15 protein-coding genes and 3 pseudogenes are annotated in these 24,982 nt (G+C 51.2%); 16 read left to right on the top strand and 2 right to left on the bottom strand.

Annotated features, from left to right (window positions below; all coding sequences use genetic code 11):
* Positions 1–746: 746 nt before the first annotated feature.
* From ACTQ48_RS01870 to ACTQ48_RS01900, 7 genes and pseudogenes are all read left to right on the top strand, one after another.
* Positions 747–3,758: a L,D-transpeptidase family protein gene (locus tag ACTQ48_RS01870; RefSeq protein WP_441569987.1), complete on the top strand. Its 3,012-nt coding sequence runs from the start codon at positions 747–749 to the stop codon at positions 3,756–3,758.
* A 155-nt stretch (positions 3,759–3,913) separates the two neighbouring features.
* A pseudogene (locus ACTQ48_RS01875) lies at positions 3,914–5,302 on the top strand (hypothetical protein); the annotation flags it as partial.
* A 125-nt stretch (positions 5,303–5,427) separates the two neighbouring features.
* Positions 5,428–5,745 (top strand): annotated as a pseudogene (locus ACTQ48_RS01880) (C39 family peptidase); the annotation flags it as partial.
* Positions 5,746–5,802: 57 nt separating this feature from the next.
* Positions 5,803–6,156 (top strand): hypothetical protein, encoded by a 354-nt coding sequence (locus ACTQ48_RS01885; protein ID WP_441569988.1) that lies wholly within the window; start codon positions 5,803–5,805, stop codon positions 6,154–6,156.
* A gap of 334 nt (positions 6,157–6,490) precedes the next feature.
* The gene (locus ACTQ48_RS01890) at positions 6,491–9,805 is read left to right on the top strand and encodes an N-acetylmuramoyl-L-alanine amidase (RefSeq protein ID WP_441569989.1); all 3,315 of its coding nucleotides are present in this window, start codon (positions 6,491–6,493) and stop codon (positions 9,803–9,805) included.
* A 74-nt stretch (positions 9,806–9,879) separates the two neighbouring features.
* Positions 9,880–10,602, top strand: a complete 723-nt coding sequence (locus tag ACTQ48_RS01895; protein WP_441569990.1) for a glycosyltransferase family 2 protein — start codon at positions 9,880–9,882, stop codon at positions 10,600–10,602.
* 7 nt (positions 10,603–10,609) lie between these two features.
* Positions 10,610–10,965, top strand: a pseudogene (locus ACTQ48_RS01900) (DUF2304 domain-containing protein).
* Between the two features lie 581 nt (positions 10,966–11,546).
* On the opposite strand, the gene ACTQ48_RS01905 reads toward ACTQ48_RS01900, so the two are convergent.
* Entirely contained in the window at positions 11,547–12,839 is a 1,293-nt protein-coding gene (locus tag ACTQ48_RS01905; RefSeq protein WP_441569991.1) for an IS30 family transposase, read from the bottom strand.
* A 163-nt stretch (positions 12,840–13,002) separates the two neighbouring features.
* Positions 13,003–14,199, bottom strand: a complete 1,197-nt coding sequence (locus ACTQ48_RS01910) for a lipopolysaccharide biosynthesis protein (RefSeq protein ID WP_441569992.1) — start codon at positions 14,197–14,199, stop codon at positions 13,003–13,005.
* A gap of 118 nt (positions 14,200–14,317) precedes the next feature.
* Between ACTQ48_RS01910 and ACTQ48_RS01915 the strand changes: the two genes are divergently transcribed.
* From ACTQ48_RS01915 to ACTQ48_RS01955, 9 genes are read left to right on the top strand one after another with little or no spacing between them, the layout of a single operon-like run.
* A complete protein-coding gene (locus ACTQ48_RS01915; RefSeq protein WP_441569993.1) occupies positions 14,318–15,307 on the top strand; it encodes a glycosyltransferase family 2 protein in 990 nt (329 codons plus the stop codon).
* Between the two features lie 29 nt (positions 15,308–15,336).
* On the top strand, positions 15,337–16,386 hold the full coding sequence (locus ACTQ48_RS01920; RefSeq protein WP_441569994.1) for a polysaccharide biosynthesis protein: 1,050 nt from the start codon (positions 15,337–15,339) through the stop codon (positions 16,384–16,386).
* 1 nt (position 16,387) lies between these two features.
* A complete protein-coding gene (locus ACTQ48_RS01925; RefSeq protein ID WP_441569995.1) occupies positions 16,388–17,605 on the top strand; it encodes a polysaccharide biosynthesis C-terminal domain-containing protein in 1,218 nt (405 codons plus the stop codon).
* Between the two features lie 59 nt (positions 17,606–17,664).
* Positions 17,665–18,729, top strand: coding sequence for a glycosyltransferase (locus tag ACTQ48_RS01930; protein ID WP_441569996.1), 1,065 nt, complete (start codon positions 17,665–17,667; stop codon positions 18,727–18,729).
* A gap of 21 nt (positions 18,730–18,750) precedes the next feature.
* Complete coding sequence (gene wecB / locus ACTQ48_RS01935) at positions 18,751–19,926, top strand: non-hydrolyzing UDP-N-acetylglucosamine 2-epimerase (protein WP_441569997.1); 1,176 nt, start codon at positions 18,751–18,753, stop codon at positions 19,924–19,926.
* Complete coding sequence (locus ACTQ48_RS01940; RefSeq protein WP_441569998.1) at positions 19,908–21,167, top strand: glycosyltransferase family 4 protein; 1,260 nt, start codon at positions 19,908–19,910, stop codon at positions 21,165–21,167. The genes wecB and ACTQ48_RS01940 overlap by 19 nt, the downstream gene beginning before the upstream one ends.
* 26 nt (positions 21,168–21,193) lie before the next feature.
* Positions 21,194–21,904, top strand: a complete 711-nt coding sequence (locus ACTQ48_RS01945; RefSeq protein WP_441569999.1) for a glycosyltransferase family 2 protein — start codon at positions 21,194–21,196, stop codon at positions 21,902–21,904.
* 5 nt (positions 21,905–21,909) lie between these two features.
* The gene (locus ACTQ48_RS01950) at positions 21,910–22,263 is read left to right on the top strand and encodes a DUF2304 domain-containing protein (RefSeq protein WP_441570003.1); all 354 of its coding nucleotides are present in this window, start codon (positions 21,910–21,912) and stop codon (positions 22,261–22,263) included.
* Positions 22,232–24,466, top strand: a complete 2,235-nt coding sequence (locus tag ACTQ48_RS01955) for a DUF7657 domain-containing protein (protein ID WP_441570000.1) — start codon at positions 22,232–22,234, stop codon at positions 24,464–24,466. The genes ACTQ48_RS01950 and ACTQ48_RS01955 overlap by 32 nt, the downstream gene beginning before the upstream one ends.
* Positions 24,467–24,982: the final 516 nt, after the last annotated feature.

Here is a 24,982-nt window from a genome sequence, read left to right on the forward strand (position 1 = left end):
TATAAGCGCGGAGAACGTCACAAGCATTTTCTTGCGTTGCTCGATGGTGAGTCCCTCGTATACCTTGTGGCCGTTTAGCAAGGGTTCGGAATGGAATGAAATGTTAGATGGGCCGTATGGCCATCTGGTTCTAATAGGGCCGAAAAAACGCCGGAGGACTTCCCCCGGTACTTGGAGGTAGCTAAAAGCCACCAATATTTGTTTAACAAACTGCTGTTAGTTTTTCAAGTGATATGCGGCCTGTGTGGGCTGCATATATCTCGTATATCTCGATTAAAAGCTTCGAGCCCTACGAGAGCTCGATACTTTTGCGATAAGCCGATACAATGTCGGAACTGGCCTTTGAGGGCGACCCCGCTCTCGAGAGCCGCTACGGCTACTAAGGGCTACGCACACCTGGCACAGCTGATTGGTTACTCCATTTGGATAAGCAACATTCCAAATCGTCCGAGATTGCCAAGTGCATGGGCAAGAAGACCAACGAGATTAGCTTTATTGGGGCCAAGCTGCTTCAGCAGGCGGACATTTAGGCGCCGCAGCGAGGCTACGTGCAGTTTGCCGCACCCGATCTGGATGAGTATCTGAAGGAGAATGTTGAGGAGATTCTCGGCAGGTTTTGATTTCCTAATTCTTGAAGAATTGAGAACATCCTTCTTAATTTTATCGGCTCGATTCTGTCTAGCGCAACATCTCAGTCTCATAGCCTTTAACTTGTATTATTTTGTTAATAGTGCTGTTGTAGTTTGATGGAGTTGCTCATGGGTAAGCTGAGATTTTCTGTTGCATGCCTGCTTTCATCGGTGATGTGCGTTAGTTCGTTTTTAACTCCCTTTACTGTATATGCTGAAAATCTTGTTTCATTAAATTTGTCAACGACTCAAGACTGCCCTGACGTCCCCGTCGAGGACGATTCTTTAGAGGCGTTGGACTCGACGTCCTCTGAAGCCAGAGATGCCGTGGGTGACGTTGTCGATCCTCCCGCGGTCGAAGACACTTCGGTTAATGACCAGGGCGCAGCTTCAATCGATGCAATTTCAATTAGCGCTCATGTGCAAGACATGGGCTGGATGTCCTATGTCAAAGATGGTGGCATTGCGGGTACTACGGGTAAGTCTAAACGTATCGAGGCCGTTAAGGTTAAGCTGACGGGCACGTCAGCCGATGGCTCTCCTCTCGGCGCTAACGCTATTTCCGTCACCACGCATGTTTCTGGTATCGGCTGGCTTGACCCCGTTGGAAACGATGCAATCGCCGGCACAACGGGAAAATCCAAAGCGGTCGAGGCCGTTAAGCTTCAACTCAGTGATGAGCTCGCTTCTCAATACGATATTTTCTACCGTGTTCATGCTTCAAACTTTGGCTGGCTTGGTTGGGCTTCTAATGGCGACCCCGCAGGATCGGCTGGTTACGCACGCCAGGTTGAGGCTATCCAAATCGAGGTCTTGCCCAAGAATTCGAGCAGCGCCCCTTCCGTGGGAGATGCATTCAAAAATCGAGTTGATGAGCCTGCTTCAATCAGCTACTCTGCGCACCTCTCGGGTACTGGCTGGGGTGGAGCCGTTTCTTCTGGCGCCACGGCCGGCCACGCTTCCGCCACTTCTTCCATTGAGGCTTTGTCCATGAGTCTCTCTTGGTATGCGGGTACTGGTGCAGTTGCCATGCGCGGTCATGTTTCCGGTGAGGGTTGGCAGAGCTGGAATACCGGCAGCTGCGGTACCACAGGCCGGTCCCATTCCCTTGAGGCCGTGCAGCTTAAGTTAACGGGACAAGCGGCGGATTCATACGATATCTGGTATCGAGTCTATTCTGCTAAAAATGGAGGATGGAGCGGCTGGGCCACCAATGGGCTCTCGGCAGGATCATCCGGCAAGGGCGCGGCAATTCAGGGCTTTCAGGCGATTTTGCTCTCCAAAGGGTCTGCTGCGCCGGGGTCTGCGGACAATCGCTTTCAAGGAAATGTTGATCGGCTGAGCGGTGTCGGCTTCTATGTCAACAATGTCTCTGAGTCTGAGAACGGTGCTGCTCCTCTGTCGATTGGCTCGACTAAATCGTCCCGTCTCCTTTCCTCTTTTGCCCTTTCCGTTGTCGACCGCGAAACTGATGGCTCTATTAGCTACCAAGCATGTTTTTCACGTTCTGGTTGGCAAAGCTCTTGGGCTCAAGACGGCGCTCAGCTTCATAGCGCAAATGATGGCGAATCGATCAATGCCATCCGGGTCCAGCTTTCTGGCGCTCTAGCCGAAAGGTACGACGTTTGGTACCGGGCTTTCACGCCTGTTTTTGGCTGGTCGGGCTGGGCTTCTAATGGCGTCTCCGTAGGTCGTACTGGCGATGGCTCGGGTGTGACTGCAATTGAAGTTGAACTTTCTGCAAAGGGCTCAACGGCACCGGGTGCCTCTGACAACGCTTTTGTTGAAGGGGATTCTGCTCCTGGTGTTGTTGCACAGGCGCACGTTTCTGGAGTTGGTTGGCTTGACACTGTTTCTGGCGACGCAGTTATAGGTACGACTGGCCAATCGCGCGCTCTGGAGGCAGTTGGCCTTAAACTTAATGGTTTTGAGGATTCATCCATTTCTGTTAGGGCTCATGTTTCCGATATCGGTTGGCAAAACTGGGTCTCCGATGGCTCTTATTTTGGCACCGTTGGTCAGAGTAAGGCGATCCAGGCGATCTCTTTGAAACTTCAAGGACCCGCCTCTGATTCCTATGATATTTGGTATCGAGTGCATGCTTCCGGTTATGGATGGCTTGGTTGGGCAAAAAATGGTGAGGATGCTGGTACGACCGGGCTTGGTGTCCGCGCCGAGGCTCTTCAAATTAAGCTTGTTGAGAAAGGCGCATTCTCTCCCTCCGATAACCTCCCTGCTCTTGTGTCATCTCCTAATATTGCGATTGCAGCTCATGTTGAGGGTCGTGGTTGGCTTAATCCTGTTGGCCAAAACGGGGTCGCGGGCACCACGGGGCAAAGCCTTCGCGTTGAGGCCCTTAAGGCTTCTTGGCAAGGCGCTATTCCCGGTGGTATCGAGATTTCTTCTCATGTTGAGGGCGTGGGCTGGCAAGATTGGGCTAAAGGCGGTTCGATTTCTGGAACTGTGGGTAAATCCCGCCGTGTCGAAGCCGTTAAGATGCGCTTAAGCGGCACCGCTTCGCAATACTATGACATCTGGTATCGCGTGCATGCTCAGAGCTACGGCTGGATGGGTTGGACCTCTAATGGCTCTAAAGCTGGCACCGAGGGCGTTAGCTATCGTGTTGAAGCCGTACAGGTGGTTATCACCTCAAAAGGTGCTTCTGCGCCCGGGTCAACAGCTCGTCCTTTTACTACGCAACCCATGATGCCTTCGGATCAATTGGCGATGCTCAACCGAGCCAATTGGTATTCGAGCAATACTGGTTGGCTCATTATGGTTGATACCGTTAATTGCAAGCTGGGTGTTTTTAGAGGCTTCAAGGGTAATTGGAGCTATGCTCAATTTTGGCAGTGCTCTACGGGTGCGCCTCAAACTCCAACGGTGCTGGGTGAATACTCCGTCACGGGTAAGGGCTATTCATTTGGTCATGGCTATACCTGCTATTACTACACGCAATTCTATGGTGACTATCTGATCCACTCTGGAACGTATTACCAGGGCACTTTTAACGTTATGGACGATCGAATGGGTGTGCATATATCTCAGGGATGCGTGAGATTGCTTATAGATCGAGCTAAATGGATATGGGATAACGTTCCCATTGGCACAAAGGTCGTCACGTACTAGCTTGGACCGCTTAAAGCCCCGATTCCCCGTTTGGAGATTCGGGGCTTTGCTTTTATGCAGATGCGTTGGATAATTTGTCTCAATTGTTGGCTAAGTTGGGGGCCTCTAACGGAGATCCTGCCGGCCCTGCTGGCTATTCTCGGCAGGTTGAGGCATTGCAGATTCTGCTTGTTCCAAAGGAAGATGACTCTGCTCCTCAAACGGGCAATGCATTCAAGAATCACAGTGATGAGCCGCCTGTTCTGAGCTACTCTGCCCACGTCTCAGGCGTTGGCTGGATGGGTTCGGTGCCCTCTGGTCAAACCGCCGGAATGGTGGGGTCACCTAACGCCATTGAGGCACTCTCATCCTCGGTTGGTTGGTGTGGACGTACCGGTGGAGTAGAACTTTGTGGACATGTTTCTGGCATCGGTTGGCAAAATTGGGCCTCTGGTGCTGTTGGAACCACCGGTCAGGGCAAGGCTCTCGAATGTATTCAGGCGAGGCTTTCGGGTCAGCTCGCTGATTCATATGACATTTGCTATCGAGTTTGTTCGGCAAAGCTTGGCGGTTGGCTGGGCTGGGCAACTAATGGTGGACTTTCCGGTTCAACGGGCGCATCTGTTTCCATTCAGGGCATCCAATTTGTATTGACCCAAAAGGGCGGCGCTGCTCCTGGTTCTGTCGACAAATCATTTGTGGGCAATGTTGATGAGATCAAGGGCTCTGTTTCCTTTATTAATTCAGTCAATGGCCCAGCATCAGAAGGCAATTCGGTTGTTCTTGGTTCCGAAAAAGGTCGTGCTCTCAGCTCGTTCTCTCTGGATTTGGATAATCGACAGAATGAGGGCTCTATAAAGTACCAGGTTTATCTTCAGCATTCGGGCTGGCAGTCGAGCTGGGCTTCCAACGGCGTTGCGGTTCATGGAATAAACGATGGAATGACTATTAAAGCCATTCGTATGGCTTTTGATGGTGCTTTGTCTCAAAAGTATGATCTTTGGTATCGCGTTTTTGATTCATCACGTGGTTGGTCTGGATGGGCATGTAATGGTGATGCTGCTGGATGCTCCGATGTCACGTCTTCTCTATCTGCTATCGAGATAAAAGAACTTGCCAAGGGTTCTTCTGCTCCGGGATCTACTGATAATGCGTTTGCGGATGCTCCTGGTGACCCTTTGTTGGTTTACCAAGCACATGTTGCCAATGAAGGCTGGCTTGAAAACGCGACCAATGGCGCTACTGCTGGAACCACTGGCAAAGGTCGTGCTCTTCAGGCCATTAACATCTCGCTTTCTGGTATTGCGGATGGCTCTAATGTTTCTGCGAAAGCCCATGTTTCGGGTATTGGTTGGCAGGATTGGTGCGATGGGTCGTATGCGGGCACGGTCGGCCAATCGCGTGCAATTGAGGCACTTGCGTTTAAGCTTGAGGGACCTGCTGCAGAATCCTGTGACATTTACTACCGTGTTCATGCGGCTGGTTACGGTTGGCTTGGATGGGCCAAGAACGGAGAGGGGGCCGGTACATCAGGCCTGAGCGTTCAGGCTGAAGCGGTACAGGTCAAACTCGTTAAAAAAGCGAATCGGCTCCGACTTCCGAAGAACTTCCATACCTGCAAAAAGCTGATATTTCGGTTCCCGCTCATGTTCAGAACATTGGTTGGCAGAATCCCGTTGGTAACGGTGCCATTGCCGGCACAACGGGCCGCTCCCTGCGCATCGAGGCGCTTAAGCTCCAATGGAACGGTCCGGTTTCGGGCGATCTTGATATCTCCTCTCATGTTCAAGGTGAGGGCTGGCAGTCTTGGGTTTCTAGCGGAAACATTTCCGGATCCGTTGGAAAGTCTCTCCGCGTTGAAGCTGTAATAATTAAACTTTCAGGAAAAGCATCCTCTTACTACGATGTTTGGTACCGCGCTCATGTTGAGGGCATCGGACGACTTGGTTGGGCCCAGAATGGCGCCAAGTCGGGCACCGAGGGCGTTTCTCGACGTATCGAGGCTATTCAGGTTAGCGTGCTCCCCAAAGGCGCTTCTGCTTCCGGTTCCACATCTAACGCTTTCATGGATGCGACTTCTCTCGATACCGTTCTTGGCGTTCCCAGAATGAACATCCTTGGCTGGCCCAATCGCCACCTCTACGATGGTTACTATCTTGGCACGCCCTTTGCGACGTTTCCGAGCGGTTTTAGCCCTGAGTCCTGTATGTATCCTAATGGGTCTCGTCGCTGGGACGGCTATGTTGGGCAGAACTGCGCGGGATTTGTTGCACATGTTTATCAATCGGCTGGCGGAAATTTGGCGCCGATTGCCGTTAACAACAGCCATTCTCCGTGGAACGGCGGACCTGGTGGCGGCGCTTACATCAATGCATGGCGTTGGTATGGCTATGCGATCGATTCTGGAGCTCATGTTTAAACGTTCCATACGGTTCGTGATATGTTGGCGAGCGGCGTTGCGCGCAAAGGAGACATTATTTTCTTTAAGACTGCCCCTGGCATCGATTGCCATATAGGTATCTTTTGGGGAGATAGCTCGAGCGACAATAAGATCTGGCACCAGATTTCTCCTCGCAATACCATTAGAGCTTGTTTTAACAATGCCAATAAGGGCGAAGTTAATCAGCAGGTTTGCATACTTCGATAACGAACGCGCGTTTCTACTTTTTAGCTGACGGGACCCCATTCGATTTGTTGCGCAAGGGGTCCTCCTGTAATATTAACAATGCTATTCGTTTGATAGGAGATTCCAGATGTCATCTAAGCGCATCATGGCCTTTGCTTTATCGGCTTTCATGCTGGCTGAGAGCCTTATCAGCCCACTCAGTATTTATGCTGAGAACACATTTTCCCAGCCGGTTGATGTAGAAACGTCTGCAAATGGCTCAGATTCTGAGAGTACCGATTCATCTGAGGCGAACAAACAGTCTCTGGGAGATTCCTCTGCTGAGAATCCTGATGAGCAAGATATCTCAGACCAGCAAGATTCTGATCGGACTTCCGAGCAGTTTCCTATCGGTAGCGTTCAATACGTGTACATGGATGATTCTCTTGTCTCTGTTGGCAATGAGTGGAATGTGGTTATCGGTCTGGCTAATTTGAGCAATGACATTTCGGACGCCCAGCTCGTTCTGCGCAAAACTGATTCGACTACCGTTGAGGTGCCACTGTCTGCTTACGCTGACGGTGCACTTCGTTTTTCCGGTACTTTCTCTAATGATTCCGATGCGGATTTTTACACGATCGATTCTCTGCTTTTCGTTTCGGGCAATGTGACCTACAGTGTTTCATTTTCTGAGGACTCTGCTTCCGAGAATTCGTATTCATTTGAAGTCGTGAGGAAAGATACGGCAGCTGCAATTGAATCTGCGGATAATGATGGCGTTTCTGCCCTACATATCGATGATGATGGCCAGCTTGTAGCTGAAGACTCTGTCGAAGATGCTCTCGCGGCGGCAGACGAAAGTGGCGTTAGTGAAAGCATCTCTGATTCCACGGCTATTTCTACCTACAGCTCTAGTTCTCGTTCTGCTGTTAATCAGACCCGAGAGAATTATCTAATTGTTGCAATTGATCCTGGCCATGGCGGAAGTGATACCGGTGCGTGCGCTAACGGAGTTGTCGAACGCGACGTTAACTGGAGTATTGCGAATCATTTTAAGGACGAGCTATCTACTTATACTGGCGTTACTCCGTATCTCACTACCAACGGGGAAGAACCCGGGCTTCAAACGCGTGTCGATCGCGCTGTGGCTGTCGGTGCCGATGTCTTTGTAAGCGTCCATGTTAATTCGGCTTCCGCAAGCGCCTATGGTGCAGAGGTCTGGGTCCCCAACTCCAGTTCCTTTAACTACTCGACCCATGTTGATGGGCAGGAGCTTGGTGCCAAGATCGAGGCTCAGCTCGTTGCTTTAGGCCTCGGTAACCGTGGGGTCAAGACAAGGGATTGGGGTTCTGGTAGCGATTCCTCTTATCCCGATGGCAGCATGAAGGACTATTACAGCGTTATTCGCAACGCTCGCCTGCATGGTATTCCCGGTATTATTGTTGAGCATGCGTTTGTTACCAATCCGTCAGATGCCGCCAATCTTGCCAACGATTCTTTTAGGACTAAGCTCGGCATTGCCGATGCTACTGGTGTTGCTCAGCAATATAACCTCGGCAAAGACGCTGATGCTCGAGCTGTCGCCTCTGTTGCCGTTAAAGCCCATGTGGCTAATCTTGGATGGGAAAGCACCGTTTATGACAATAAAATTGCTGGTACTACTGGTAAATCTTTTAACCTCGAGGCCTTCCAAATCTCTGCTCTTAACGGTGTAGCTGCGAGCGGGGGAGTGGAGTATCGCTCCAACGTTGACGGTTCCTGGCAGGGATGGGTCTCCAACGGTGCCACCTCTGGTACTACCGGCCAGAGCAAGGCTGTTCAGGCTGTTCAGATAAAATTAACTGGGGATGCTGCCTCCAAATATGATATTTACTACCGAATCCATGCCGCAAATTTTGGTTGGCTCGGATGGGCTAAAAACGGTGAGAGTGCCGGTTCAGTTGGTTACGGTAACGGTGCTCAGGCGCTAGAAATAGTTGCTGTAGTCAAGGGCGCCGCGGCCCCCGGCTCCACCGACACGCCGTTCAGGGACAAGGCCGACGAGCCCATGAGCCTCACCTACCGCGCCCACGTCTCCGGCATCGGCTGGCAGTCCTACACGGGCGGCGTCGCCGGCACCACGGGGCAGAGCAAGGCCATGGAGGCCCTGCAGCTCAGCCTCGAGAACGCAAAGATGTCCGGCACCGTCGAGTCGAGCGCCCACGTCTCCGGCATCGGCTGGCAGGGCTACGTGGCGGCTGGCGGCGTCTCCGGCACGACCGGGCAGTCCAGGAGCGTAGAGGCGTTCAGGATCAGGCTGACGGGCGACCTGGCCCAGAGGTACGACATCTGGTACCGCGTGCACGCGTCGGGCTTCGGCTGGATGGGCTGGGCGAAGAACGGCGAGAAGGCCGGCTCCCAGGGCTACAGCAGGCACGCGGAGGCGGTCGAGATCAGGCTCGTCGAGAAGGGCGCCGCGGCCCCCGGCTCCACCGACACGCCGTTCAGGGACAAGGCCGACGAGCCCATGAGCCTCACCTACCGCGCCCACGTCTCCGGCATCGGCTGGCAGTCCTACACGGGCGGCGTCGCCGGCACCACGGGGCAGAGCAAGGCCATGGAGGCCCTGCAGCTCAGCCTCGAGAACGCAAAGATGTCCGGCACCGTCGAGTCGAGCGCCCACGTCTCCGGCATCGGCTGGCAGGGCTACGTGGCGGCTGGCGGCGTCTCCGGCACGACCGGGCAGTCCAGGAGCGTAGAGGCGTTCAGGATCAGGCTGACGGGCGACCTGGCCCAGAGGTACGACATCTGGTACCGCGTGCACGCGTCGGGCTTCGGCTGGATGGGCTGGGCGAAGAACGGCGAGAAGGCCGGCTCCCAGGGCTACAGCAGGCACGCGGAGGCGGTCGAGATCAGGCTCGTCGAGAAGGGCGCCGCGGCCCCCGGCTCCACCGACACGCCGTTCTGGGACAAGGCAGATTACGCTATCATGGGATCTTCTAAAGTGACCGCCGCACAAATGGCAGCTTGTTTTAAATCGACTGGAAACATTTTTCCGAGTAATGTTTACTCTTCAAAGGGTGCAAAATCAATCGAAGATTTCTGTAGGATAATTGTTGAAGAAGCATCTGCCGAAGGAGTACGTGCTGAGGTTGTTTTTGCTCAGTCAATGCTTGAGACTGGTTGGTTAAAATTTGGCGGTTCTGTCAGACCTGAACAATGTAATTTCTCTGGTCTTGGCGCTACTTCTCCTACTGTTGGCGGAGCGTCTTTTGATTCGGTTGCTCTTGGAGTCCGTGCCCAAGTTCAACATCTTAAGGCGTATGCCACTACGGAATCGTTGAATAGAGCTTGTGTGGATCCTCGTTTTAATCTAGTCCAGAGAGGCGTCGCTCCTTTTATCACAGATCTAAACGGGCGATGGGCTGTTCCGGGTACATATTATGGGCAGAATATATATTCGATAATTACAAGGATTGCATAGGATTTTTACTCGATAACCGTTTAATCACTTAGCATAGTAGTGATTAATTTCGTAGTATCTATTTTGGAATTTCTTTGCTTGATTTAAGTTTAAAGAGTGATGGTCACGAACCGAAGGTCCTTGTCATTATTCCCGCCTTTAATGAAAGGGACTGTATTCTTGATACTGTGAAATCTATTAAGGCCACAGGCTATGACTACGTCGTTATCAATGACGGTTCAACGGATGATACCTTCGAAATATGTGTTAATAATGGTGTCAATGTTTTAAACCTACCTCAGAATTTGGGGATTGGCGGTGCAATTCAGGCAGGCCATAAGTACGCTCTTAGGTACGGCTATGATATTGATATTCAAGTTGACGGCGATGGTCAGCACGATCCTCGGTTTATTAAAAATCTTGTCGATCAAATTAACAATGGAGCAAATCTTGTTGTTGGTTCCAGGTTTCTTGTGCAGACAGATGGGTTTCAGTCAACCTTGATGCGTCGGATTGGAATCAGATGGCTCTGTTTCTGGATCAGGCTTTTTTCAGGTGTAAATATCACCGATTCGACCTCTGGTTTCAGGGCTTGCGACCATAAGGCTATTAAGCTGTTCAGTCAGTATTATCCTGATGATTATCCTGAGCCTGAGTCTATTGTTTCTGCCTTAAAGCAAGGGCTTCATGTCTCTGAAATCTCTGTAATTATGCATGAGCGTCAAGGTGGGGTTTCTTCAATCGGTGCCGGATCGTCTATCTACTATATGATTAAAGTATCTCTTGCTATATTGTTTGCAAGTTTCTCTAATAAATGAGGATGTCATGGGTTTAATTTTCAAGGCCTGTATCGCTGTTTTAATGGTCATATTCCTTATTCATTTATTTAATCTGATAAAAGATGGCAAGCTGCTCTTAAAGTATTCTTTACTATGGTTGTTGCTTTGCATTCTTGTGCTTATTTGTGATGCTTTTCCATGTATTGCCTCGTATGCCTCTGAATTTGCTGGTTTTATTACACCTTCAAATTTATTTTTTTAATTGCGATTATTATATTAACGGCAATTTGCTTTTCTCTGAGCATTGCAGTCAGTCGAAGTAGTGTCGCGATTAAGAATCTTTCTCAAGAAGTCGCTCTTCTTGAGAAAGAGGTTAACTTAAGTAAAACAACTGAGGAATGAAAGTCGTGCTTCAGGCTTTAGTGGCATTAGAATGGTGATTCTTTGAACACTTCTAGGCTCTCTCTAAAACTGAATATGTTTTGGAACTCATTTGGGTCTATTGTAAATTTAGGGTGTCAATGGGCTTTAAATGTCCTAATTGTAAGACTTTCCAAGGGCTTTGATTCTGCAGGTATTTATTCATTAGCTGTTTCTGTTTATGCCATTTTTGCTCCAATAGCACAGTGCCGAATGTACACATATCAAGTCTCTGATGTTAGAAATGAGAACACTACGGGCGAATATTTGGCATTTCGTGTTTTGACAAACGCTGCCGCCCTTATCGTTTGCATGATATATGCCTGTGTAACATGTCGGTTGATTTCCGATCTCAACCGAACACATTGAGCTGATGGCACGCTCCCGCAGTTAACCGAACGTCCCCGCGGCCCCTCTCGGGCCCCGGGGGCGCCATTTTCCCAGTTGAAGGAATGGTGGAGATGTGTTTCGATGGGTCCGGTGGCCATGCCCCGCCCGCCGCCCGGCACCTCTTCCCAGACTCAGCCGGACGGTCGGTCCGTCTATTCCGTTTTTCTCCTAGGCTAGGCCAGCGGGGCATCGCCCCTCTCTGCGCGCGCCCTCTCGATGAGCCCCGGCGTCAGGTCGAGGTCGCCGAGCGGCACGTCCCCCACGCCGTAGGCGTCCAGCAGCGCCGCCGCGTCCTCCCCGAGCATCGCCCTGAAGGCGCGCGCGGGCGTCGCGAAGCCGAGCGCGCCGCGGGGCTCGGAGTTCACGTGCGACATGGCCAGCGCCAGGTCGGCCGGGGCGAGCCGGTCGAACCTGATTCCGGCGCCCTTGGGCAGCAGCTTCCTGATCTCGACGTGGTTGCGCTCGCAGGCGCCCTTCTGGTCGCTGCGCCCGGGGTCGCAGTAGAACAGCCTCGTCTCGCCCGGCCCCTCGCCGAGCAGCGCCGCGACCGCCGCCTCGTCGGAGAACTCGGCGCCGTTGTCGGTGAGGACGGCGCGGAACACGCGGCGCGTCCCGTCGGCGCCGAGGATGGCCCGGACGCCCTCCAGGGCGTCCGGGCCGTCCTCGGCGGTCTTCTCCTCCAGCGGCAGCGCGAGCTGGAGCCTGCTGGGGCGGTGCAGCAGCGTGAGCAGGCAGGCGGAGTCCTCCCGGGCCCCCTCGACGGTGTCCATCTCCCAGGCCGCGGCGCACGCGTCCTCCCCGAGGGCGAGGAACGCGGCATGCGACCTGCGGGCGGAGTGGCGGGTCGCCGCCCGGCCCGCGGCGCGCTTCCTCGGCCTGTAGCCGACCTTGCGCCTGAGCTCCATGTTGGTCATGCCGTCGTAGCCCGCCGAGACCCAGCGGTAGATGGTCGACGGCGACAGGTCCACCGGGCCGCCGTTGCGCGCCGCCATCTGCTCGGGCGACAGCCCCCGGCGCAGGCAGTCCCTTATCGCCTCCAGCCTGGCCGCCGCGGCGGGCTCGTCGGCGTCTATCCCGCGCCTGGACGAGACGAGGACCGAGTCGGCGCACAGCTGCGCGGCCCGGGCCTCGTAGAAGACGTGGGGGCGGCGCTTGCAGCCGATCGCGCGGTACCGGCCGCAGCCGTTGCAGCATCGCGGCCACGCGGCCAGGCGCGGGCAGGCCGCCGACAGGTCGGCGGAGGCGTCCACGCGCTCGCCGCGCCTGGCCTTCGGCGCCGTCACGAACCTGTGCGACGCCACCTCGGCGCTCACCGTCGAGGGCGACCTGCCCAGCTCCCTCGCGATCTCCCTGCACGACGCCCTGCGCTCCAGCATCCTCTGGACCGTGTCCCGCTCGTGCCTCGTGAGCCTTCCGTAGGCCCTCGGGACCGCCCTTGCGGAGCCGCTCTTCTTCTTTCCGGACATGCCGTCCTCCGATCTCCCGGGGCCGGCCGATCCGGCCCTCAGGGTATCGGGTTCCCACATTCATCCGCACATGTACGGATGAATGTGGGAGGTGTTCGGATAAAGTTGATAATCAAGGGAATCGTTTTGAGCGATTTTATCTTGAGCAGTTGAGGTGGCTTGATTATTTAAGTTTGTATAATAAGTAAAGATAGCCGGCTACGCTTGCTGTCGTATACGACATTAGCAGGGATAGATTTAATCCGTTTAAACCACAGGCTGATGCAAGCGGTGTTTGCGTGGCAAGCGCAAGAATTAATGCACCAGCATTTACAACTACAAGAGTGATTAGAGATCGATTGATGATCAAGCAATTGTGAATTAAGCCAAATACAGCCGTTGCCGATGTGGCCAAAAGGACGAACGGAAATGTCCAAATGTAGTTGTTGATATTTGGATACACAAGCGGTAAGAGGTGTGTGCCTAGTGGCGCAAGCAGCAATGTTCCTAATACAGTCATCCCTATTAGCGCTAGAACTAGTTTCTTTAAATTTCTTTTGAATAGGCGTTTATCGCTGGCAAGGTCTCTCGATAACGAGGAAATCCAAGGACTGTAAATGTAGGTGATTCCTGCTTGTATGAGTACGGCTGGCGTTGCGAGGGCGGAGTAGATCCCCAATAGCTCTGTGCCCTGGTTTACGCCAAACAACTGTCTGGAGGCTGACGCTATCGCCGTGTTTAAAAGGCAGGCGATCATTACTGGCGTGCAGGTGATAATCATTGACTTTGCAGTGGCAATATCAATTTTTGGAAAGCCATGGTAAAAAAGCTTAAGATGCTTTCTGTCGAAAAGAATTGTCACCAGGATGCATCCGAATGACATTAATAATATGCTCATTTTGAGATTGCTTGTGAAGCTCAATCCAATTGAAAACAAAGATAGGGAAAGAAAGCCTCTAAGAATTTGAGATTTACCTATATAGTCCATCCGTAAGTTCTTCTGATAAATTCCGTATATTACATCGACGAACGTTTCATCGAACTTGAAGACTAGGTAGCAAATGCATGTTTCAAATAATTGAACATCCTTATACGCAACAAAGCCATATACGATGCAGATTCCAAGGGACAAGAATAGAGTCAAAAAACGGAACGCAATATAACTTGAGTCACTGTATCGATTCTTTGTATCTGAGACTTGATAAGTTCTCATGTTGTAAGAACCTATTGCTGTAAAAATGAGCCCTACACTCATTGCAAGAGACAATGCTCCCGAGTTACCGTAACCATTTGAAAGTGTTACGACGAGAACGGTAATTAGCCATTGACAGCCGAGATAAAAGATGCAGCCAAATGTGTTCCAAAGCGCATTCGCTTTCATGGATAGTTCTTTTGTGTTTGTGGGATTCATCTTCCGAGGTTCCGCTCTACGTATTGATTGGATTGCGTAGGTTTAAACTAATGGAAATAAAGAATTAGTACCGGTTGGAGCTTTGGATTTGCACGAAAATAACGTCGATGTATCTATCATAGTCAGCACTTATAACCATGAGGGCTACCTCGCCAAAGGCCTAGATAGCATACTCTCCCAAAAAACTCACTATAATTATGAGGTAATCGTTGCGGATGATTGCTCTTCTGATGGCACGGTGGCAATTGCGCGTGAGTACACTCAGCATAATCAAAACGTCAAATTGATAGCTTCTGATATTAATCAAGGCAATTCGCGCAACACATGGAATGCAATTAAGGAAGCGACTGGTCGTTATATCGGTTTTCTTGAAGGGGATGACTACTGGACTTCGGATTCTAAAATCGAGAAGTTGATTTCAGAACTGGAAAAGGACGACTCGCTTATTGGCGCAAGCCATCTAATCAGTGAGATTGATCCTGAGGGGGAAATTCTTGCCAAATATCCTTCTTGGGTGCATAAAAGGCAGCGCGTTAGGCTGTCTGATTTTCTTCAAAACAAAACTTATAGCAATGTCGTGACCATATACAAGAATGTTTTTACTGACTTGAATCTGTCACAGGATGCCAGCTTTGCAGATTTATTTTGCTTTAACAGGATGGTTTGGGATTTTACTTGGTGCGTGGCTGCGTTGCGGTTGGGCGATGTACTTGTTTTGCCCGAAGTCATGTCTGTTTATCGAACGATAACAGCCGGTAATGATACTAATTACAATAGTCGCTCTTTGTACTCCGATATAGCAATGGAGCACTTAGCGATAATTGATAGAAATGCGGAGTTTTATGGTTCAGCTATTGGTTTTGATTGTCTAAGGAGTCAATGGCTGTTTCAGCTCAGAGTTGCGATTGTTACTGAAAAGCGCTTAGATTTATTGCCTGGTTATAAGCAATTCCTTAGTGCAATGGGACCGCTCAAGACGCTCAGCTACTACCTGAGAATCCCAGGTATTTTTTTGAATTACCTGTCTTTATACTTTGAAAAAAGAAAAGTCAGAGGCAATGGGTTTTTATTCAGATAATTGTCTGTACATTTTGTGGGAGATTTATAGTGAGTACTTTCTATAACAAGACCCTGATGATCACGGGCGGCACCGGATCGTTCGGCAACACCGTGCTCAAGCACTTCATGAACACCGACCTGGCCGAGATCCGCATCTTCTCGCGCGACGAGAAGAAGCAGGACGACATGCGCCACCGCCTGCAGGAGAGGTCACCGGAGCTAGCCTCCAAGGTGCGCTTCTTCATCGGCGACGTCCGCAACGCCCAGAGCGTGCGCGACGCCATGCACGGCGTGGACTACATCTTCCACGCCGCCGCCCTCAAGCAGGTGCCCTCCTGCGAGTTCTTCCCCATGGAGGCAGTCCGCACCAACGTCATCGGCACGGACAACGTGCTCCATGCCGCCATCGACGAGGGCGTCGACCGCGTCGTGTGCCTGTCCACCGACAAGGCCGCATACCCCATCAACGCCATGGGCAAGTCCAAGGCCATGATGGAGTCCATCATCTACGCCAACGCCCGCAACGGCGCCGGCCGCACCACCATCTGCTGCACCCGCTACGGCAACGTCATGTGCTCGCGCGGCAGCGTCATCCCGCTGTTCATCGACCGCATCCGGAAAGGGGAGCCGCTCACGGTCACCGACCCCAACATGACCCGCTTCCTCATGAACCTGGACGAGGCCGTGGACCTGGTGCAGTTCGCCTTCGAGCACGCCAACCCCGGCGACCTGTTCATCCAGAAGGCCCCCGCCTCCACCATCGGCGACCTCGCCGAGGCCGTCCAGGAGGTATTCGGCCGCGTGGGCACCCAGGTCATCGGCACCCGCCACGGCGAGAAGCTCTTCGAGACCCTCATGACCCGCGAGGAGCGCCTGCGCGCCGAGGACATGGGCGGCTACTACCGCGTCGCCTGCGACTCGCGCGACCTGAACTACGACAAGTTCGTCGTCGACGGCGAGGTGGAGACCCAGGCCGACGAGTCCTACACCTCCCACAACACCGAGAGGCTCGACGTGGAGGGCACCATCGCCAAGATCAAGACCGCCGAGTACGTGCAGCTGGCGCTCGAGGGCCGCGAGCACGAGGCGGTGCAGTAGGGTGCGCGTCCTCGTCACCGGCGCGAGGGGCTTCGTGGGCAGGAACCTCTGCTGCGCGCTGAAGAACATCCGCGACGGCAAGGACCGCCTCGCCAAATACCAGCCTCTCCTTCCCCTCGAGGTCATGGAGTACGACGTCGACTCCACGCCCGGGGAGCTGGAGGACTACTGCTCCCGCGCGGACTTCGTCTTCAACCTGGCCGGCGTCAACCGCCCAAAGGACCAGGCGGAGTTCATGGAGGGCAACTTCGGGTTCGCCTCCACGCTGCTGGACACGCTCGAGCGCCACGGGAACAAATGCCCCGTCATGCTCTCCAGCTCCGCGCAGGCGAGCCTGTCGGGCCGCTTCGAGGGCTCGGTCTACGGCGAGTCCAAGCTCGCGGGGGAGGGCCTGTTCCGGGAGTACTCGGAGCGCACGGGGGCGCCGGTGCTCATCTACCGCTTCCCCAACCTCTACGGCAAGTGGTGCCGCCCGCGCTACAACTCCGCCGTGGCGACCTTCTGCGACGCCATCGCCAACGGCCGCCCCTACACCGTGAACGACCCCAGCGTGGAGCTGGAGCTCCTCTACATCGACGACCTCGTGGACGAGATGCTGGGCGCCCTGCTGGGGGAGGAGCACCGCTGCGGCTACGAGGGCCTCGAGCGCGTCGACGGTGACGGGTTCTGCTACGTCCCCGGGACCGACGTGAAGACCCTGGGCGAGATCGTCTACCTGCTGGGCGCTTTCCGCGACAGCCGCGAGACGCTCTCGGTGCCCGACCTGTCCGAGGGCTCCTTCTCCAAGAAGCTCTGGAGCACGTTCCTGTCCTACTACGAGCCAGGGCACTTCGCCTACGGCCTGAAGCCCAACGTGGACAACCGCGGCTCGTTCACGGAGTTCCTGCGCACGCCGGAGCGAGGCCAGGTCTCCATCAACGTCTCGAGGCCCGGGATCACCAAGGGCAACCACTGGCACATGAGCAAGTGGGAGAGGTTCCTGGTGGTCTCCGGCACCGCCTCCATCAAGCTGAGGAAGGTGGGGGAGGACGCCGGGGGCAACCCGTTCCCCGTCGACGAGTACGTCGTCAAGGGGAGCGACATGCGCGTGGTCGAGATGATCCCCGGCTACACGCACTCCATCACCAACCTGTCCGACACCGAGGACCTCGTGACGGTCATGTGGGCCAACGAGCCCTTCGACCCCGAGAGCCCCGACACCTACTACGAGGAAGTCTAGAGGTTTTGACCAGATACGCTCATATTAATAGCGTTCCAAATGGATCCACTGGGCGCATTATGATGAAGGAGCATCATGCTCTTATTGATCAGGGGTACGAATCGCTTGCTTGCTGGGGCAGAAAAAGGCCAGCAAGCAGTGTCAGTGAATACTGTTTTGGGTCATCGGCTAATTTTATACTTGACGTTGGTCTTACTCTCCTTGACGGTAAGGTGGGCTTTCATTCGGCGAGGCAAACCGACGCGTTGATTCATCGTCTTGATGAGTTCGGTCCTGATGTGGTTCACTTGCACAACCTCCATGGTTACTATTTGAATATTGATAAACTGTTTCAATGGTTGATGAGATCTGATTGTCGTGTTGTATGGACTTTGCACGACTGCTGGGCTTTTACCGGCCATTGCCCTTATTTCACCTATTCTTGTTGCAATCAATGGAAAACTGGCTGTGGCGCCAAGAGGTGCCCTCAACTCATGGGATATCCTCCAACTATTAATTCTGCATCATGTAAATGGAGCTACGAGGCCAAACGTTCGATTTTCACTTCGCTTCCTTCCAATCGAATGACTATCATTACCCCTTCTAAATGGCTGGCTGGACTGGTCGCTTGTAGCTATTTATCAAAGTATCCGATTGAGGTTGTACACAATACGATTGATCTCAACGTTTTTAAGCCACGATCCAATAGTGAGGTTTTTAGCGTTAAGGAGAAATACGGCCTTGATTCGAGGAAAATTATTTTAGGGGTTGCCTCTCCATGGTCCAAGCGTAAGGGTCTTTCAGACTTTTTTGCCCTTGCAGATAAGCTTGACAAGTCCGAGTATTCTATTGTGTTGGTTGGGCTGAGTGTTAAGCAGATGAGGCAACTACCTCCGGGGGTGGTTGGTATTCCACGAACCGACTCTCAGATAGAGTTGGCCTCACTTTATAGTTCTGCCTCCGTTCTATTCAATCCAACATACGAAGATAATTATCCTACGGTCAATCTTGAGGCTGAGGCTTGTGGGGTTCCGGTCGTTTGTTACGATGTCGGTGGATGCTCCGAGACCTTGCATAGGGACGATTCAAAACTTGTTGAATGTGGTGACGTGCTGTCCGCCTCATTGTTGTTGGCTAAATACTAGACTCGGCTTTTAGGGAAAACTATGAATTCCAATATTTGTTTTAATAACGACGGCCGCCTGAAGCTGCTGATCATCGTGGGGACCCGCCCCGAGGTCATCCGCCTGTCCGAGGTCATCAAGAAGTGCCGCCGCCACTTCGACTGCCTGCTGGCGCACACCGGGCAGAACTACGACTACACGCTCAACGGCATCTTCTTCCGCGACCTGGAGCTCGCCGACCCCGACGTCTACCTGGATGCCGTGGGCGCGGACCTGGGCGAGACCGTGGGCAACATCATCGCCGCCTCCTACAGGCTCATGGTGCAGGTCCAGCCCGACGCACTGCTGATCCTGGGCGACACAAACAGCTGCCTGTCCGCCATCGCGGCAAAGCGCCTGCACATCCCCATCTTCCACATGGAGGCGGGCAACCGCTGCAAGGACGAGTGCCTGCCCGAGGAGACCAACCGCCGCATCGTCGACGTGATCTCCGACGTCAACCTGGCCTACTCCGAGCACGCACGCCGCTACCTGAAGGACACCGGCTGCGCCCCCGAGCGCACCTACGTCACGGGCTCGCCCATGGCCGAGGTCCTGCGCGCCAACCTTGAGAAGATCGAGGCCTCCGACATCCTCTCCGAGCTCGGCCTGGAGCCCAAGCGCTATATGCTGCTCTCGGCCCACCGCGAGGAGAACATCGACACCGAGGCCAACTTCACGAGCCTGTTCACCGCCATCAACGCGCTGGCCGAGAGATACGACATGCCGATCCTGTACTCCTGCCACCCGCGCTCCCGCAAGCGCCTGGAGGCCACCGGCTTTAAGCTGGACCCGCGCGTGCGCATGCACGAGCCCATGGGCTTCCACGACTACAACTGCCTGCAGATGAACGCCTTCGCCGTGGTGTCGGACTCCGGCACCCTGCCCGAGGAGTCCAGCTTCTTCGCGAGCGTCGGCCGCCCGTTCCCGGCGGTGTGCATCCGCACCTCCACCGAGCGCCCCGAGGCCCTGGACAAGGCCTGCTTCACGCTTGCCGGCATCAGCGAGCGCGGCCTGCTCCAGGCCGTCCACACCGCCGTCGAGCTCGACGCGGAGGGTTCGCTGCCCGAGGCGCCCGTTCCCGACTACGCCGACGAGACCGTGTCAACCAAGGTGGTCAAGATCATCCAGAGCTACACCGGCGTCGTTGACAAGATGGTGTGGAGGAAGAGCATTTAATGACTAGCTCATGTGCTGGAAAGAAAATGCTTGTTGTTACACAGCATTTCTATCCGGAATCTTTTCGAATTAATGACTTGGTGAAGGGATTTGTTGAAGACGGAGTAAGCGTAGATGTTCTCTGTGGCATCCCTAATTATCCTTCAGGCGAATGGTCTGATGGATATGGTTATTTCGGTCACCGTCGAGACGATTATTTCGGTGCGTCCGTTTTTCGGTCTGGCGAAATCCGTCGTAAGGGTAATACTTCGATACGCATTTTCCTGAACTATATTAGCTGGCCAATTACTGCTTCTTTTAGAGCTTTGAGGCTCAATAAAAAGTATGACGTTGTATTTTGCTACAATACAAGTCCTATTTTGATGGTAATTCCTGCAAGGGTTGCTGCATGGCGAAATAAATGTCCTCTAGTAACTTATGTCTTGGATATTTGGCCCGAGAACCTTTACACAGTCTTGAATGTCCAAAGCGGTTTTCTGAGGTCTTTTGCCAAATCTTTTTGTGACAAGCAGTATGCGGCCTGCAATAAGCTGATTGCTTTGAGCGACTCTTTGGCTGATAACCTGCTTCATAGAGTCAAGCCTTTGAATTCTGATGTTTCGATAGACGTAATACCTCAACATTGCGAGGAAAGTTACGAGCAAAAGATTGTCTCATCGGAACTGAGATCGCAATTCAAAAATCAATGCGTATTCCTATTTGCTGGTTCTATAACCCCCGCCCAAGGGCTTGATACGGTTATTGAAGCGTTCTCGCGTGCAATTTCAGAGAGCCCTATCGAGATGAAGCTGTTAATTCTTGGCGATGGCATGTCTAGGGCAGAACTGCAGAAGCTCGTTTTAAGCAAGGGGCTTGATAGTTCTGTTTTGTTTTTGGGGCGCGTGGATCCCGAGGTCGTGCCCATGTATTCAGATATTGCAACGGCAATGATTGCACCATTTGCTGACAATCCCGAGTTAGAGCTTACTATTCCGGCGAAAATTTCAAGTTGCATGGCGTCTTCGAAACCAATACTTGCCGTAATGCGCGGTGAAGGGGCCAATGCGGTTCGTTCTGCTAGATGCGGGTTCGTCTCCAATCCTTCAGACGTTAATGCACTTGCTAACAACATGGTTAAAATTGCTTCAATGAATAAAGACGCTATTGAAGCTTTAGGATCTAATGGCTTCAATTATTATCGTGAGCATTTCTCGAGATTGGTTTGTTTGGATAAAATTAAGCAGGTTCTATTTTCAATATAGGTCCGATGTGGATCGTTGGGGTTTTAATGGATGACATGTTGAGAGTGCTTGTAATCATTCCTGCATATAATGAGCAAGCCAATATCGTTCAGACTGTTTCATCGGTTGTTGAAGCTGGCTATGATTATGTAGTGGTGAATGATGGCTCAACCGATAAAACTCTATCTATCTGCCGTCAACATGGATTTAATGTCCTTGACCTTCCGCAAAATTTGGGCATCGGTGGTGCTGTTCAGGCCGGTCATAAATATGCGCTCAGGCATGGTTATGATATTGATGTCCAGGTTGATGGTGACGGGCAGCATGATCCTTCTTATATTGGGAACCTAATCGAGCCGGTTATTGATGGTGCCGATTTATCCATTGGTTCCAGATTTGCCGTTCCCACGGAAGGCTTTCAGTCTACTTTTTTAAGGAGAGTAGGTATCCGATGGCTTTCTGGTTGGTTGAGATTATTTACCGGAAAGATGATTAAAGATCCTACTTCTGGATTTCGCGCGTGCGGCAAAAAAGCCATAGATCTGTTCTGTAGGGACTATCCAGATGATTATCCTGAGCCTGAATCTATTGCCGCAGCATTAAAAACTGGTCTTTCAGTGGTTGAGGTTCCTGTACTTATGCGCGAGAGGCAGGGCGGAGTGTCATCAATTTCTGGCCTTTCTTCAATTTATTATATGATTAAGGTTTCGCTTGCAATTTCCATGGCCTGTTTTGTTTATAGAAAGGCGGCTCACTAATGAGTATGATAATTCGCGTGGGCGCTGGCGTAATTTTTAGTGGCCTTTTCTTTTATGTCGTCTCTTTAGTCGGCAAAGGAAAGCTACTTTTAAAGTACTCGTTACTATGGCTCTGCCTGTGCGTGGTGGCGCTATTTAGCGTTTGCTTTCCGGAGTTGATTTATCGAATTTCAGGCTGTATCGGGTTTATTAGCCCTTCGAATTTTGCTTTTCTCGTCGCCGTAGTACTTTTATTGATGATTTCTCTATCTCTCAGTATTGCGATCAGCAGACTCGTTACGGCTTGCAAGAACTTAACTCAACGTATTGCGATACTTGAAAATGAGAATGATTCTCTACGGAAACGATCAGGATTATAAAGAAATGGATTTTATGACCGCAAATATGAAAAAACGTTATCCAGATAATAAAGAAAGCAACACATCCCGTAATTTCCGTTCACTGTATCAGGGTGCCTTTTTTTTCTTATCTCTCTCATTTTCACTTATATATTTAGCATTGTTCGTTAATTACGTTAATTGCTTTTATAGTGCATCTGATAATGTAATTAATTTTGCAACAAATGGCAGAATGTCAATTCTCTTTATTGGTGGATTGACCGTTATCTTCCTTCTTTCTGCTATCAAATTGGTGGAGTACAAAGGTGATTTTCTATTTAAGTATAGATGGATAATCGGAATATCAGTAGCGCTTCTGGCTGTGGCTTTTAGGATTAGTGGCTCATCCCTTGGCATGTGGAGTTTTATGCTCCCTGAAAATAGTGGATCGCCTGTTTGGGGAATACCTAGATCCCTTCGAAGCGATGAGTTTTCGGTCGGAACTTTATTTCAGTTATCACAGTCTCATAATAATTATGCTCCAATATCGGAAATCTTAAGAGGAGATTCGACCGATGTTCGAATGGTGTATGGCGCTGCATGCTGGAGTGTTATTACTCTATTTCGACCTACTTTATGGGGTTATTTGCTATTTGGATTTGAATTAGGCCTAGCATATTCTTGGTCAATTAAGTTATGCCTGATGGTACTTGTCTCCTTTGATTGTGCTTTCCTCTTAATCAGATCAAAGTCATTGAGTTTGCTATTTTCCTGCCTACTCTGTTTTTCGCCGTTGATTCAATGGTGGGGTACTGGTGAGGTTATCCTTTATGGCCAGGCACTTGTTCTGCTATTAAACAAGGCTTTGTTTACTCAAATAAGAGCAACTAGGCTTATTTCGATTGTGACTATTGCATGGTTGTGCGGTTGTTACATAGTGCTTATGTATCCAGCTTGGATGGTTCCCTTTTTCTTTATTTTTGCTGCTATGGGTATTTTTCAAGTTTACGACTACTATCAGAAGCTCATTTCGGATGATTGCCAGCAAATGCTCTTGTGGTCAATCGTTGATACGTTAGTTTTGATTGCTACTTTGATAATTTCGGCAAGTCTTGTATTGTTTGCTTTTTCTGAGTCCTCTGAGGCCATGGCTTCCGTTGTTAATACGGTTTATCCTGGCGCACGCTTTGAAACAGGGGGAAGGGGTCTTCCGGAGCTATTTTCTTACGCACTTCCTTTGTTTTATTCTTTTGATGCACCAGTGGTTTTAAATGAATGTGAAATGGCAACTATACTTTGCTTTTTCCCTCTTGGAACGATTGCATCTTCTCTTTGTCTTATTAAAAAACGTGATGGACAACAAATAACCCTTTTAGCGCTGCAGGTTTTCTTTCTGATTTTTGCATTCTTCGGATTCCCGCCGATTATTAGTCGGTTGACTCTGATGTACAACGTTCCTACAACTCGACTATTATTTCCGATGGGTTACCTAGAACTTCTCCTTTTTTTGATTTCAATTAAAAGGATCAGGGAGCTTCATGCGCATAGTATTGGTGTAGATTACCTTCCTATTTTCTTGGTAATTGGGATTGCTCTCAGTTTCGCATTTCAAATTATTAACTTACTTTCGGGTGAGTTTCTCGTATCTAGGAAGCTTTACATTGTTATGTTAGTTCTATTGTGTGTGCTTTCTTGTATTTTGTTTGGTTCCTATTCGTTTAATAGAAAAGATGCGAGTTTAGTTGTCTTATTTGCTATTTGTTTTGGTGTAATTCCTGGTTTCTGCATAAATCCAATCCAAGTCGGTGCTGCGCCAGTCATCGATACCTCTTTAGCGTCCCTTGTTGATCGTTTTACAGACGAAGAGGGGCTGTCAGATAAATGGGTCGTTGACGGCTCGTGGACTGTTGCAAACCTTTGCGCTTCCTATGGAGCGCCAGTTATTAATTCTACGAATGCGTACCCCGATTTAAAGCGTTGGGAATTAATCGACCCCAAACATGAAGATGAATACGCATATAATCGCTATGCTCATATTGTTGCTAATGTATTTGCCCCTTCGACATCTTTCACTTCGCCTCAGCCTGATTTGTTTTCTGTTGATTTGACTGTAGACGATCTCATGACGCTCGGAGTGAGATTTGTTGTCTCCAGTAGGGATTTATTACAGTTCTCTACAGATAGAATGCAAATCGAGAGTATGGGTTCAGCTAATGGGTTCACGTTGTACAAACTTGATTACTAAATTGAATATTTGTACGCTTGTGCAATGCTGAATATCGCGAAACAACTCCTTAATTATACTGTTTTGGTACCGGGGCCGACATGAGTTTAAAATTTAATTTTTGAGTTAACTAGATAGTAAAGACGTTTTGCACAAATTGCCAAATAGGCTTATAGGACAAAATGTGTGTCCACGTTCGGGGCATCGGCGCAGGTCGATGCCCCTTTTTCAGCCGTATAAATTCCGTGCCCGCTTTTAACCGCTCGGACAGAATGTGTGTCCGGTTGCCTATCGTTACCGCAGGTAGATAACCTTTTCCGGAACCGTTAAATACCCTTTCGGAAGAGGTGCCCATGAAGGCCGTTTATTGCCCCTACTGCGGCGGTCGGACCAAGCGCAACGGCAGGACCTCATCGGGGTCCCAGCGATCGCGTCGAAAATGTTGGTGTAAGGGTGACACCCTAGCGCTCGTTTAACGAAGAACGGCCTTCGTCCTAGAATCTGAAATCACCACAACAACAGGTTCTAGGAAAGGAC

The sequence above is a fragment of the Collinsella sp. Sow4_E3 genome, from assembly GCF_052116285.1.
Classification (GTDB): Bacteria; Actinomycetota; Coriobacteriia; order Coriobacteriales; family Coriobacteriaceae; genus Collinsella.

What these genes read in the sequence shown, in the direction of transcription:
- ACTQ48_RS01870 (WP_441569987.1), top strand. Translation starts at nt 747, where the DNA reads ATGGAGTTGCTCATGGGTAAGCTGAGATTTTCTGTTGCATGCCTGCTT.
- ACTQ48_RS01885 (WP_441569988.1), top strand. Translation starts at nt 5,803, where the DNA reads ATGGATGCGACTTCTCTCGATACCGTTCTTGGCGTTCCCAGAATGAAC.
- ACTQ48_RS01890 (WP_441569989.1), top strand. Translation starts at nt 6,491, where the DNA reads ATGTCATCTAAGCGCATCATGGCCTTTGCTTTATCGGCTTTCATGCTG.
- ACTQ48_RS01905 (WP_441569991.1), bottom strand. Translation starts at nt 12,839, where the DNA reads ATGTCCGGAAAGAAGAAGAGCGGCTCCGCAAGGGCGGTCCCGAGGGCC.
- ACTQ48_RS01910 (WP_441569992.1), bottom strand. Translation starts at nt 14,199, where the DNA reads ATGAAAGCGAATGCGCTTTGGAACACATTTGGCTGCATCTTTTATCTC.
- ACTQ48_RS01930 (WP_441569996.1), top strand. Translation starts at nt 17,665, where the DNA reads ATGATGAAGGAGCATCATGCTCTTATTGATCAGGGGTACGAATCGCTT.
- wecB (WP_441569997.1), top strand. Translation starts at nt 18,751, where the DNA reads ATGAATTCCAATATTTGTTTTAATAACGACGGCCGCCTGAAGCTGCTG.
- ACTQ48_RS01945 (WP_441569999.1), top strand. Translation starts at nt 21,194, where the DNA reads ATGGATGACATGTTGAGAGTGCTTGTAATCATTCCTGCATATAATGAG.
- ACTQ48_RS01950 (WP_441570003.1), top strand. Translation starts at nt 21,910, where the DNA reads ATGATAATTCGCGTGGGCGCTGGCGTAATTTTTAGTGGCCTTTTCTTT.
- ACTQ48_RS01955 (WP_441570000.1), top strand. Translation starts at nt 22,232, where the DNA reads ATGATTCTCTACGGAAACGATCAGGATTATAAAGAAATGGATTTTATG.